Annotated in this window: 11 protein-coding genes and 1 riboswitch; of the genes, 4 read left to right on the top strand and 7 right to left on the bottom strand. The window is 36.9% G+C overall.

Annotated elements, in window-relative coordinates; translation table 11 throughout:
* Window positions 1–78: 78 nt before the first annotated feature.
* Window positions 79–864, top strand: coding sequence for a TrmB family transcriptional regulator (locus ABE34_RS05325; RefSeq protein WP_197140959.1), 786 nt, complete (start codon window positions 79–81; stop codon window positions 862–864).
* A 71-nt stretch (window positions 865–935) separates the two neighbouring features.
* Here the strand turns inward: ABE34_RS05325 and ABE34_RS05320 are convergent, their stop codons facing one another.
* The gene (locus ABE34_RS05320; protein WP_197140957.1) at window positions 936–1,307 is read right to left on the bottom strand and encodes a nucleotide excision repair endonuclease; all 372 of its coding nucleotides are present in this window, start codon (window positions 1,305–1,307) and stop codon (window positions 936–938) included.
* A gap of 195 nt (window positions 1,308–1,502) precedes the next feature.
* Window positions 1,503–1,613, top strand: a riboswitch (SAM riboswitch).
* A gap of 148 nt (window positions 1,614–1,761) precedes the next feature.
* On the opposite strand from ABE34_RS05320, the gene metA reads away from it, so the two are divergent.
* Window positions 1,762–2,697 carry a homoserine O-acetyltransferase MetA gene (gene metA, locus ABE34_RS05315; protein WP_197140955.1) on the top strand — a complete coding sequence of 312 codons (936 nt, stop codon included), beginning with the start codon at window positions 1,762–1,764 and terminating at the stop codon, window positions 2,695–2,697.
* Window positions 2,698–2,830: 133 nt separating this feature from the next.
* Here the strand turns inward: metA and ABE34_RS05310 are convergent, their stop codons facing one another.
* From ABE34_RS05310 to plsY, 6 genes are all read right to left on the bottom strand, one after another.
* On the bottom strand, window positions 2,831–4,408 hold the full coding sequence (locus ABE34_RS05310; protein WP_241747010.1) for a GerAB/ArcD/ProY family transporter: 1,578 nt from the start codon (window positions 4,406–4,408) through the stop codon (window positions 2,831–2,833).
* Between the two features lie 35 nt (window positions 4,409–4,443).
* Window positions 4,444–4,677: a hypothetical protein gene (locus ABE34_RS05305; RefSeq protein WP_197140954.1), complete on the bottom strand. Its 234-nt coding sequence runs from the start codon at window positions 4,675–4,677 to the stop codon at window positions 4,444–4,446.
* A gap of 3 nt (window positions 4,678–4,680) precedes the next feature.
* Window positions 4,681–5,880 (bottom strand): Ger(x)C family spore germination protein, encoded by a 1,200-nt coding sequence (locus tag ABE34_RS05300; protein WP_197140953.1) that lies wholly within the window; start codon window positions 5,878–5,880, stop codon window positions 4,681–4,683.
* A gap of 14 nt (window positions 5,881–5,894) precedes the next feature.
* On the bottom strand, window positions 5,895–7,442 hold the full coding sequence (locus ABE34_RS05295) for a spore germination protein (RefSeq protein WP_197140952.1): 1,548 nt from the start codon (window positions 7,440–7,442) through the stop codon (window positions 5,895–5,897).
* Between the two features lie 127 nt (window positions 7,443–7,569).
* Window positions 7,570–7,860, bottom strand: coding sequence for a HesB/YadR/YfhF family protein (locus tag ABE34_RS05290; protein WP_197140950.1), 291 nt, complete (start codon window positions 7,858–7,860; stop codon window positions 7,570–7,572).
* Window positions 7,861–7,879: 19 nt separating this feature from the next.
* On the bottom strand, window positions 7,880–8,482 hold the full coding sequence (plsY, locus tag ABE34_RS05285; RefSeq protein WP_197140949.1) for a glycerol-3-phosphate 1-O-acyltransferase PlsY: 603 nt from the start codon (window positions 8,480–8,482) through the stop codon (window positions 7,880–7,882).
* A 689-nt stretch (window positions 8,483–9,171) separates the two neighbouring features.
* Here plsY and parE point away from each other — a divergent pair.
* The gene (gene parE / locus ABE34_RS05280; protein ID WP_197140947.1) at window positions 9,172–11,148 is read left to right on the top strand and encodes a DNA topoisomerase IV subunit B; all 1,977 of its coding nucleotides are present in this window, start codon (window positions 9,172–9,174) and stop codon (window positions 11,146–11,148) included.
* A complete protein-coding gene (parC, locus tag ABE34_RS05275) occupies window positions 11,145–13,577 on the top strand; it encodes a DNA topoisomerase IV subunit A (protein ID WP_197140946.1) in 2,433 nt (810 codons plus the stop codon). Before parE ends, parC begins: the two co-directional genes overlap by 4 nt.
* Window positions 13,578–13,888: the final 311 nt, after the last annotated feature.

The following is a 13,888-nucleotide window of genomic DNA, read 5'->3' as shown; positions in this document are numbered from 1 at the left end:
GGCGGCTGTAAAGACTAATTTTTTTCGTTGGCTAATCTTCGTATTCTTCAACTATAATAGAGGAAATGGAGGGATTCGATGGAATTATTAATCGCCCAATTAAAAGAACTGGGATTCACAGAATATGAAGCAAAAGCTTATACGGCACTCGTACAAAATAGTCATGTTAGTGCCTATCAAGTAAGTAAAAACTCCGGTATCCCACGTGCAAGAATATATGACATACTTAATGTGCTTGTTGAAAAAGGGTTAGTACTGAAAGAAGAAACTGCAAATCAAACGACATACTCTTCCATTCCAGTTGCTGTGTTTTTACAACAAATTGAGCAACGTTGGCAATCGAATTTCACGTCGATTAGTGATCAATTAGAAAAATTAGAGGTAAAAGAACAGGAAGCGGAGCATAAGGTTGTAACGCTAAAAGGAAAAGAGGCAATCGTCAATTATTGTCAGTCATTATTACAAAAAGCGGAGAAAAAAGTACTATTATCAATGTGGGAAGATATGTATAAAAAATTGCGAGAAGATATACATGAGGTCTCTCAGCGTATTCCGGTTCATGGCATTACATTGTATGTGGATGAAAATGTTGCATCGATTGACCAGCATCGCATTACTCAATATACGAGGAATGCTACCACGCCCCATTGGTTTATACTGTCTATAGATGGTCAAGAGATGATTTATGGTCACTCACCGTCCAATCAAGAAACGGCTTTTATAACAAATGACCCTGTGCATATTTATTTATTAGAGGATTATATATGGCATGACGTGCTTGTCAATCGGTTGTTAAAGCGCGATGATGATATGGAGCTTGAGGAATGGATTACTAAAGAACGTAAAGCCTTTTTCGTAGAGTGAAGATAATAAAAGAATCTACAAGCACAGATGGCTTGTAGATTCTTATTTTGGGTTATATAAAATCTTTTATCTTAATAAAAAACTTTATCAACATTGTATTTAGCGCGGAATGTATTAATCGCGTATGTTTCGTAAATTTCACGTTCCATAGGATCATCTACTTCATACACTTCAATTTTGAAAACTTCATCACGATGATTTTTCATCGGTGACACATTGTCTTCAAAATGCTTTTTAATACGTTGACGGATTTTACGTGCTTTACCGACAAATAATAGTTCGTTCTCTTCATTGTAGAATAAGAAAATACCCCCGTTTTCACGAGTGATTTTATGGAAGTCGATAAAACCATGGTATGGTGTGATTGGCACATCTCCTGGCTTTAAATCTTGTTCGCGTTGGCGAATTACTAAATCTGGTTTTGGGAATTCAATTTTAATCAAACTATTCACGTTCCTCTCTGTTACTAAAGGTATATGTTAACATAAGTACAGCATGTTTACCATCAAATAATGAATGTAAACATTCAAGTTTAGTGTTAAACAAATTACATAATGACATGCATGATTAATAACGAAATATTCTATGTATTATTGATATTCTTAATTGTTCATGTTACAATTCTTTTTAATTAAATAATCTTATCATGAGAAGTTGAGGGATTTGGCCCGATGACGCTTCAGCAACCTCTAACGAGAGTTAGAAAGGTGCTAATTCCAGCAAAGGATTTGTCCTTTGAGAGATAAGAGTGAACGTGGAAAAATCCTTCTCATTCTATCTCATATGGAATGAGGGGGATTTTTTAATTTAATCGTTTGACATATTGAACTTTGCGCAGGGCCCGTGCATTGATTAATTGAATTTAACAGAGAGAAATAAAAGAGAGGGGAATGCAAGATGCCGATTAATATTCCGAAAAACTTACCAGCTGGAGAACATTTACGTGAGGAAAAAATCTTCGTTATGGAAGAGGACAGAGCGAAAACTCAACAAATTCGCCCGTTAAATATATTAATTTTAAATTTAATGCCAGAAAAAGAAAAAACTGAGCTGCAATTACTTCGTTTATTGGGGAATACACCATTACAAGTGAATATTACATTTTTAAATACAGCTACGCATGAATCAAAAAATGTTAGTAAATCACATTTACAGTTATTTTACACGACTTTCAATCAAATTCGTCATCGCCGCTATGATGGTATGATTATTACGGGTGCACCAGTAGAAAAAATGGAATTTGAAGAAGTGAACTACTGGCAGGAAATTTCTGAAATAATGGATTGGTCCAAGACAAACGTAACATCAGTTTTACATATATGTTGGGGTGCACAGGCAGCGTTATATCATCATTACGGTATTGGTAAAATTGGGCTGCCTGCTAAATGCTCAGGTGTATATTCGCATGTTATTACGGATTTAACAGTGGATTTAGTACGTGGCTTTAGTGATTCATTTACTGCACCACATTCACGTTATACATCCGTATCAATTGATGAAGTACTTAGCCATCCCGATTTACGATTACTATCTTATTCTGAAGAAGCTGGTGTTTTCATTGTGCAATCTAAAGACAATAAAAATATTATGATTACTGGTCACCTTGAATATGATGCGACAACTTTAGCGGATGAATATAGTCGCGATGTTGCGAAAGGATTAAATATAGATGTGCCAGTGAATTACTTCCCTAATGATAATCCAGAAAATGAACCAATTAATACGTGGCGTGCCCATACACATTTGTTATTCTCGAACTGGTTGAACTACTATGTTTATCAAGAAACACCATACGAATGGGATTTTGTTGATCAAATTGAATTTCATATTTAATGCCATAGAAAAATGATGACCTTGATATTTTTTTGGTCATCATTTTTTACTTTTCTCATTTCCGTTCCGGCGAGTCACTTTACTGGGGGGCATCCGATGAGCCAATTCGCTTTTGTAATGAACCACACTGCTGTTAATTGTCTGGCGATTTTTTATTCTTATCACTGTTTGGCGTATTTCCTGTATCGCTATCATTCTGTGTATAATTGACGGTATCGTTTTCAATTTTACTTTGAGTAGTATTTTCGGCATTACTATTACTTGCACTTTGAGCAGGATTTTCGTTATTGCTGCTACTTGTGCTTTGAGAAGCATTCCCGCCATTGCTGTTACTATCACTTTGAATAGTATTATCGTTATTGCTACTACCAGCACTTTGAGAAGCGTTACCGCCATTGTTACTACTTGTACTTTGAGGAGAATTCCCACCATCGCCGTTACAATCGTTTTGAATAGTATTATCGTTATTGCTACTATTTGCACTTTGAGCAGAATTGTCATTATTGCTACTACTCGCACTTTGAGAGGCATTACCGCCATTGCTACTACTAGCACTCTGTGTAGAATTTCCATTTAGATTTTGCGTACTACTATTACATTGCGTATTATTTTCTTGATTACCATTGATTTTACGAATCTTCGCTACTATTAATAATAGTAATGGCAATAAAATCATTAAAATGAAGGCGAATATAGGCCATGTATCTCTATTGTAAATATCTGAATGAATTATATTCGGATGAACAACTTGTGAAAGTCCAAGGATAATCATGCCAAGTGGAAAAATGAGCGGTCGATGATTTTTAATTTTACATAATTGTGCGATCCCGATAACCGCAGCATAAAAATACATAAAAGTTCTAATATAAATAGTGATAATCCACATGGCTGCCATAATCACTTCAATGCGTTGTAAAAAGTTCCCAATTGAAATTCTTTGGGCTAATGCATAGCTTGGGAATGTCCGTGAAGCAGTATTTGCCGGGCCAAGGACAAGGATTGATAGTGTAATGATCGTGATTAAGACAATTCCTCCCAAAATTGCACCAATGTAAAAACCTTTTTGCGCAGATTTTTGGACGTTAACTGCTGAAGGAAAAATCATTAATAATATGACAAGCGGGAATGAAAAAAGACTTATAAATCGAATTATACTAAAGAATAATGATTTTTTTGGTGTTTCCATTATTGGCTGTATATTTTCAATCTGGATGGATGGTGCAATAAAAAGGACAAAGAAAAATAAAATTAATAAAAATATTGCAAATAGTGTTTCTGCAGAACGGGCAAAAACTTCAATTCCTAAAAATGCAGCATAAATAATGATAATACTGAACATAAATGCAAACGCCATCGTGGGTGTTTCTGGCATTATTTCTGTTTTCATGAAAATTCCAATGAAATATAATAATTCACCGGCTGAAAGTAAAGAAATAAGTATAAAGCCAATTGCAGTGAATTTTCCGAAAAAACGACCTAATATTTTTTCATTAGCTTCTACAAATGTAAGGGTCGGTGTTTTATTTCCTAAAGCAACGAATAGCTTTACTATGGGCAAACTTATAACGACACCAATGATCGCTGCAATCCATGCATCTTGCTTTGCTTCGCTTGTTACACTTGCAGGGATAATTAAAATGGCTGTACCAATTGAAAAAAGAAGGGTAATGATCATAAATTGTCTTGAACTAATGATTTCTTTTTCCATCATGAACTACCCCTTTTTCTTAACATAATATTGCCTTATTACTTTGTTAGAGAGACAATGTAATCTTTAATAGGTGAAAATATATAGGTAATCAATTCTAGTGGGCTCGGTATTTTGACCTTTAATAAGATCGCAATATTTAATGCGGTACCAAGCAATAAAAAAATCGAAAAAATAACGATCGTCTTCGTTTCTTTATTTTTTTTTAATGTTGGAATAAAGGCAAAGGCTATAACAGCAGAAATGATTAGTATGAATATCGCCATCATCATAGCTTATTCTCCTTCCGGCTTATTCACTAATGAGTTTTCCATCGTCCCTAAGCCTTGCGTGTTGACATGTACTTCAACTTTAACTGGTAGCTCTTGAAATATGGTTAGCCAATCTTTTTTTATTTTTTTCCACTCTTTTGGATTTGTGCGATGCAGTGCTTCACCGAATCCAAAAATATCAACCCGATAACTTTGCTGAACTGTACTGATTGTTTTTTCGATTCGTTTTTTAATAAGTTCTGCCGTTTTTTTATTGACGTAGTGAAGCGATTTTTCTTTTGTAAGGTCTATATCACATTCAACTTCTCCGACATTTTGGTTAACATCTATAGAAACATTGATTTTGGGAGATCCATTTTCAAATTTACCTTTTATTTTTGTCTTTGAGTGCGTAATTTCAGTTGATAAGTTACCTTCTTTAGGGCAAGCAATAATTTCAATTGTACTTTCTATTTTGTCTTTTAAAAAACCTAGACTTCTACTCTCATCTTCCGTTAAAAGCCCAATGTATTTATCTTCTTTAAAAACTGCTAGGCCAGCGTACTTCAAGATCGCAGTAGACTTTGATTTTTTAACATTCGTTTGCGCCATTCCCACACTTTTATCTCCATGAATTTCAATGGCAGACATAACTACGCTTGTTTCTTTGTTATTTAAAGTAATAATTAATTCATCTATTTTTATGGATTGGGTTGTACCCCAAGATTTCTCCGACGTTCTAAGAGAATTTAGCATTTTATTAGCTGGTACTTTTTCGATAGGTGTTAATACATTTAAAACTTCTTCGGCAGTCGCGTCATGAGCAACGATGACATCGAAATCATTTCTGAATTCATGATCTCTTGAAATTAAATCTAACGGCTTGCCCATTCCTTCTTTAGCTAATTCATCACCGAGCACAACTATTTGAAGATGAGAAAAATAAAGTTTTCGAGCTGTTACTGTTGTCATTTTTCTTATGGCCTCAAACACAGTTGCACCTTTTGAATGATAGGTAATAACCGGTGACCGTCCTGAAGTAGGCTGTTTGGAAGAGATTTCACCAGGAATTACAACTTGAACAGTTATGTCAAATTCATTATCTACTTTATCTATTCCTAATGCTGCGACAATTGCTAATTCATTGAGTTCACGTTTACTCCAACAACCACTTAAAAATATAGTAAGAATCATTAATAAACATATTGCCTTACATTTTGACATAGTTTATTCCTCGTTTACACATTCTTTTGATTCCTTTTTTTCGTATTAAAATATTTATGACCTCGGACAGTGTTTTTGTCACTAATTAAGCGTGGTCGAGTCAATAAAGCTCTACGTGGGAACAACACAAGTGCATCTTTTTGATCCTTTAAAATTAATGGGCCAAATGGACTTAAATATGGGACACCGAAAGTTCGTATGCTGCATAAATGTAGTAGGATGATCATCAGGCCAAACATCAAACCAAATAATCCAACGATTGCTGACACAATCATTAATGGGAAACGAAGAGCACGAACTGTATTGGATAAGCCATAGGCAGGGAACAAGAAGCTACAAATGGCTGTTAAGGCCACAATAATGACCATTACGGCTGATACAACGCCTGCTTCTACAGCAGCTTGACCGATTACTAATGTTCCAACAATGGACACGGCTGGTCCAATTGTTCTTGGCATTCGAAGACCGGCTTCTCTTAACACCTCAAAGGCAATTTCCATAATGAGTGCCTCTACAACGGCAGGGAAGGGAACTCCTTCACGTTGAGATGCAATACTGATTAGCATCGGAGTCGGTAGCATTTCTTGATGGAAGGTGGTGATTGCTACGTAAAGCGATGGTGCCACTAAGGCAAGGGTAATTCCAAAAAATCTCAAAATGCGTACAAGTGAACTGATCATCCAATGCTGATAATAATCTTCAGCTGATTGTAAAAAGGATGTAAATAATGCTGGCACAACGAGAACAAACGGTGAACCGTCCACTAAAATAGCAATTTTACCGTCTAATAGCTCACCAGCAATAACATCAGGCCGTTCAGAATTATAAATAGTAGGGAATATAGTGAATTTGTTATCTTGAATAAAATCTTCGATGTAGCCGCCTTCTAAAATACCATCAATATTAATACGATCTAATCGGGCTAGAACCTCTACTACTATTTTCTCATTGGCAATGTCATTGATATACATAACTGCAACTTCCGTTTTTGTTACTTCACCGACAATCCGGGTCTTGATCCAAAGATTTGGACTTTTAATTTTCCGACGGATCAGGGCCGTGTTCGTACGTAATGTTTCCGTAAAAGATTCCCTTGGTCCTCTAATAACAGACTCTGTGGCTGGTTCCATAACGGCTCTATCTTTTGCACCTTGTGTACTTGTCACAATACCAGTTGAAGATTCATCTAATAAAATGACCGTATCACCTTTTAAAATAGAATTGTACAGTGCTGAAAAATGGAAAATATCATTCACATCGCCAGCTGTTAAACAAGAATCTTTCAAATATCGAATCATTTTTTCTATTTCTGTATCTTGATTATCTCCAATATCAAGCATTAGTTTATCAATCACAGAATTAGAAATGCTTATTTTATCGGATAAGCCATCTATATAAATGATTGCTAACGTATATTGTTCAGCTTTTCCAATCGTTATTTCTCGTATGACAAGGTCATTGCTATTCCCCAGTGTGTTTTTAATCAACTTTAAATTTTGAGAAAGAGAACTATATAGTTGGTCGTTGTTTTGGGAGGTATCAGCAATTTTAGAAATAGACATGTTCTTTCCTCCTCAAGTTTTTACATAAATTTAGAATGTACAACTTTGAGAGAAGATAAACTAAGGTTGGAAGTGATTTCATAGAAAAAAGCAGTGTTCCTTTCGTATAAAGAAAGGAAACACTGCTTTATTTTGTATACGTATATTTTAGTTCGTCATTAGTAGCATCCACATCTACATTTAAATTGTGGTCATTGAAGAACCATAAATCTTTTTCATCAATATAGTAGGTCACATCGTCAATAACTGTCTTTACACCAATTTCGATTGGTTCTTCACGTGTCATACCAAGAGAAAAGCCTTCGTGAAAAGGACTGGAACCACCATATCTAGCATAAAAACGAATCGTATTTCCGGATTCTACTTCCATTTCTTGTTTAAACCATTGTAGGGCTTCATCTGTTAGTGTGATATTCATTAGAATGCTCCTCTCTTTGTTACAGCCATTTTACCTTTGGTTCAGTACCATTTTTAATACGTGCAATATTTGCTCGGTGACGATACATGATAAAGGTAAATAAACAAGCTACTAAAATACCTAACGCAAAATCACCTGTAACAAAATAATAAACGATGGAGTAAATAAGTGCTACTAAAGCGGCAATCATCGAAGTTAAGCTTACAATCTTCGTTATTTTTAATGTTACAGCAAAAGCGATAAATAGTAAGATAAATAGAGGCCATGAATAACCTAAGAGAACGCCTGCTGATGTTGCCACCGCTTTCCCACCACGAAAACCTGCAAAGATAGGGAACATATGACCAACAACGGCTACTAGTCCAAGAATTAGCGAGTGAATGGAGACGTCAGAGAAGACAGGAAGAGCTACAAGTAATACGGCTGCTGTACCTTTTAAGACATCCATAATTGTTACGACTAATCCCGCTTTTTTGCCTAAAATACGAAATGTGTTTGTCGCACCTAAATTTCCACTTCCGTGTTCACGAATATCCGTTTTATAAAAAATTTTGCCTACCCATAATCCCGAAGGTATAGAGCCGATTAGATAAGCACATAAAATAATAAGTCCATTTAGCATAGCTGGACTCCTTTCATTCATTGATTATTACTTGGTACTAATAATATGTAATAAATATTCTACACTTTTTCTCTACAATCTACAATGACATGAAGGAGATTTCTTCGTGTATCTTGAATTCATTATAAAAGATAACTATTTTTCAAGGATTTTAACATGTATTTGATTATATGTTAGGCTTATTGACATGATTCATGTTGGCAGTATGAAAGCCCTTTCTAAAAATATAGGTAAAAAGGCAATTTTGTCAATCATCCATTCCTTTGGTAGAATAGAAGTCTATCTTTAATTTCTAGAGTAAGTTAGTATGAATTTTCAAATAGACAGAAGGAAGCTATGATGTACTGTATATTTTGCAGTGGATTTTCAAATGCTTCTGTATAGAAGACCAAAACCTATACCGATCGGCATCGTTTTGAAATGAAAGAAATGACCAGAAGTTAGCCATATGTTGTTTTATTTATGGAACTAATGTTTATGATCCTGCGTCAAGGGAATAGGATAGTTAGGAATACATAATAATGCATATATTGCAACTTTTTCTTCCGGTAACATGCTTAAAACGACAAAGCTGTGAGGAAATTTTAAAAATTTATTCGGTCTGTCACTAGCTATTGACAGGAAATGCTATTATTATTAGGAAGAGAACATAAATAGAACATGCGTTTTGTTTTTTGGAGGGGAATTTTTTGGCGAATAAACAGTCACCAAGCGTCTATAATGATGACGCCATTCAAGTATTAGAAGGATTAGAAGCGGTACGAAAACGACCCGGCATGTATATCGGTTCTACAGATGGCCGTGGACTTCATCACCTTGTATATGAAATCGTAGATAATGCGGTGGATGAAGCACTGGCTGGCTTTGGTTCTCATATCAGTGTCACTATTCATAAAGATCAAAGTATCAGCGTTCGAGACTTCGGCCGTGGAATGCCAACAGGTATGCATAAGATGGGGAAACCCACTCCCGAAATTATCTTTACTGTCTTACATGCTGGTGGTAAATTCGGGCAAGGTGGCTATAAAACAAGTGGTGGCTTACATGGTGTAGGTTCTTCTGTTGTAAATGCTTTATCCACTTTTTTAGAAGTAACGATTCATCGTGACGGTAAAAAGTATCGTCAACGCTTTGAAAATGGTGGCCATCCTGTTACAACATTAGAAGAAATAGGACAAACAAAACAGACAGGAACACATGTACATTTTCTACCAGATGATACAATATTCTCTGTAACAAAATTCAATTATGATACGCTTGCAGAACGTTTACGAGAGTCCGCATTTTTATTAAAAGGCTTAAAAATTGAACTAATCGATGAACGCGAGGAAGGCAAAGGTGATGTTTTCTTTTATGAGAACGGCATTGAAGCTTTCGTTGCTTATTTGAATGAGGAGAAGGATGTCCTGCATCCTGTTAAGTATGTGGAAGGGATTCAAGACGATATTGAAGTAGAATTCGCCTTCCAATTCAATGATGGTTACTCAGAAACAATTCTTTCATTTGTTAACAATGTTCGTACTCGTGATGGAGGTACACATGAAACAGGTGCCAAGTCTGCGTTAACACGTGTTTTCAATGAATATGCGCGAAAAATTGGCCTATTAAAAGATAAAGATAAAAATCTTGAAGGGACAGACATTCGTGAGGGCTTAGCTGCGATTGTTTCTGTTCGTATACCAGAGCATTTACTACAATTCGAAGGTCAAACGAAAGGTAAGCTCGGAACTAGTGAGGCACGTTCGGCGGTAGATAGTGTTGTTTCGGAGCAAATTTTATATGTGCTCGAAGAAAACGCTGAACTGTCTGCATCTCTTGTGCGTAAAGCTATTCGTGCGCAGCAAGTACGCGAAGCTGCTCGTAAAGCACGTGAAGATGCACGAAACGGCAAGAAAAGCAAAAAAGGAAGTACGATTCTTTCCGGAAAATTAACACCTGCACAATCGCGAAATGCGGCGAAAAACGAGCTGTATTTAGTCGAAGGGGACTCTGCAGGAGGATCTGCAAAACAAGGGCGAGATCGTACGTTCCAAGCGATTTTACCATTGCGTGGTAAAGTTATTAATACTGAAAAAGCAAAGCTTCAGGATATTATGAAAAATGAAGAGATTTCAACGATTATCCATGCGATTGGTGCTGGCGTCGGAACAGATTTCTCGGTCGAGGATGCAGCGTATGACAAAGTCGTTATTATGACCGATGCCGATACGGACGGAGCACATATTCAAGTGTTGCTGCTAACGTTCTTCTATCGATATATGCGACCTTTGATCGAAGCTGGTAAGGTATTTATTGCATTACCACCGCTTTATAAAATATCAAGAGGCACTGGTAAAAAAGAAGTGATTGAATATGCTTGGACCGAAAATGATTTACAAACGGCCATTAAAAAAGTTGGAAAGGGTTACATATTACAGCGCTATAAAGGTCTTGGTGAGATGAATGCTGACCAGTTGTGGGATACGACGATGAACCCTGATACGCGTACATTAATTCGTGTAACAATTGAAGATGGTGCACGTGCTGAAAGACGTGTGACAACATTAATGGGCGATAAAGTAGAGCCACGCCGTAAATGGATCGAAGCGAATGTAGACTTCGGTATGGAGGATGATTCAAATATTTTAGAAAATGAATTCATCCAACAAGAGGAGGACCAAGCATGAGTAGTACGGAAAAGTATCAAGATTTACCGTTAGAAGAAGTAATGGGTGACCGCTTTGGTCGCTATAGTAAATATATTATTCAAGACCGCGCGTTGCCTGATGCACGTGACGGTCTTAAGCCTGTGCAACGACGTATTTTATATGCGATGTTTACAGAGGGCAATACGAACGATAAACCATTCCGTAAATCAGCCAAAACTGTCGGTAATGTTATCGGTAATTATCACCCACATGGTGACAGCTCAGTTTATGAAGCAATGGTGCGCATGAGTCAGGATTGGAAGGCGCGCCATATGCTTATTGAAATGCATGGGAATAACGGCTCGGTTGATGGTGACCCACCGGCAGCGATGCGTTACACAGAGGCAAGACTTTCTGCTATTGCAGCGGAAATGCTCCGCGATATTGGCAAGAAAACCGTTGAATTTGTACCAAACTTTGATGATCAGGATATGGAGCCGACTGTTTTACCAGCTCGTTTCCCGAACTTATTAGTCAACGGTTCAACGGGGATTTCGGCCGGTTATGCGACAGACATCCCACCTCACGCACTTGATGAGGTACTAGACGGTGTTCTTATGCGCTTAGATAAGCCAAACTCCACTGTTGATGAATTAATGACCGTTATTAAAGGTCCTGATTTCCCAACAGGTGGGATTATTCAAGGTGTCGACGGTATTAAAAAGGCATATGAAACTGGACGCGGTAAAATTATTGTGCGCGCTCAAGCAGTCGTGGAGCCAATTAAAGGTGGCAAAGAGCAAATCGTTATTACGGAATTACCGTACGATGTCAATAAAGCAAATCTTGTGAAGAAAATCGACGAGCAGCGCGTGGATAAACGACTGGAAGGAATTGCCGAAATTCGCGATGAATCAGATCGTACCGGCCTACGTGTTGTCATTGAACTGAAAAAAGATGTTCCAGGACAAGGGATTTTACAGTACTTGTTTAAAACAACTGATTTACAAGTAGCCTATAATTTTAATATGATCGCTATCCATAATCGTCGTCCGACAATGATGACATTGCCATTGTTACTGGATTCTTATATTACCCATCAAAAGGAAGTCGTGACGAACCGCTCTATTTATGATTTGCAAAAGGCTAAAGATCGTTCGCATATAGTTGAAGGCTTGATAAAGGCATTGTCTATTTTAGATGAAGTTATTGCAACGATTCGTTCGTCGAATGATAAACGAGATGCAAAAACGAATTTACAGGTGAAGTTTGACTTTACAGAAGTTCAATCTGAGGCAATCGTGAGCTTGCAATTATACCGTTTAACGAATACAGATATTACAGAGCTTCGCAATGAACAGGATGAACTAAACAAACTGATCGCAAAGCTTGAAGGAATTCTAAATAGTGAAGCTAAGCTTGTACGTGTTATTAAACAAGAATTGCTCGACATTAAAAAGCGCTTTTCAGAGCCACGTCGCTCAAAAATCGAGCAAGAAATTGAAGAAATTAAAATTACGTTAGATGTCCTTGTACCAAGTGAAGAGGTCGTAGTGACTGTTACAAAGGATGGCTATATTAAGCGAACATCTACACGATCACATGCAGCCTCAAATGGTCAGGATTTTGCAATGAAGGATTCCGATTATTTATTGTATGAAGCAAATTTAAATACACAGCATCATCTACTGCTGTTCACAAATCGAGGCAATTATATTTATCAGCCTGTCCATGAGCTACCTGATATTCGTTGGAAGGATCTTGGTCAGCATATTTCAAGTATTGTGCCGACCGGAGAAGATGAATCTATTATTGCTGTATATGGTTTTGAGACATTCGAACAGCCTAATACGTATATATTAACAGCTACGAAAGATGGACAAATTAAACGCTCATCTGTAGCAGATTATGCTGTAACACGCTATTCGAAGCCGATAAAAACGATGAATGTCAAATCAGGCGATGAAATGATTTTTGCAAGTATTGTGACGGACGAGGTAGAACTAATGTTAACGACAGATACTGCCTATGCAATTCGTTTCCCAATCGAGGAATTACCAGTAACAGGTGTAAAAACAGGTGGCGTCAAAGGAATTACACTGAAAGACGGAGAAGCATTAGTCGGCATCAATGTTTTACCGCCAGATGCAACGTCCTATGTGGCAATTGTTACGCAGCGCGGTGCTGTGAAGAAAATGAATGTTGCCGAAGTAGAAATGACAAGTCGTGCAAAACGCGGCTTAAAAGTATTAACAGAGTTAAAAGCGAATCCACATCGAATCGTGGCTGTAGTCAAGGTCACTGATGGGGAACAACTAATGATTGAAACGGAAAAAGGTGTGCAAGAGTCCCTTGATGTACAAGCATTAACTCGAGCAGATCGACATTCCAACGGCTCCTTTAAAGTAGATATTGCTACTGACGGTGCCATTTCACATGTCTTAGCGGTCAAAAAAGAAGAGAAATAAAATTAGTTTTCTAGCCCAGCTCCTTGTGATAGCTGGGCTTTTTAAATTGAATCCCTTAAAGTTAATAGAAATTTTAATCTTTTTGGGTTTTTTAGTTAAAATTACGTAATCTTTTAAAGAAATTTGAGGTGTATAAAAATGATGCCAACAAATGAATTAAGTGAATTAAGAAGTGCGGCATTCCAACAGAAGGTTCTCTATCTGTTGTTGCCTAAAATTACATCAGATAAGTATTAAAAAAGGACACAAACTTGTTGTTGCTGTCGCTTTGCTTTCCGCACGGATAACAATTATATCGAGCAGAGGCATAA

Source organism: Lysinibacillus sphaericus, from assembly GCF_015844675.1.
GTDB lineage: Bacteria > Bacillota > Bacilli > Bacillales_A > Planococcaceae > Lysinibacillus > Lysinibacillus sphaericus_E.
The sequence above is the reverse complement of the archived record's forward strand: the minus strand, read 5'-3'. Positions and strand labels throughout refer to the sequence as shown.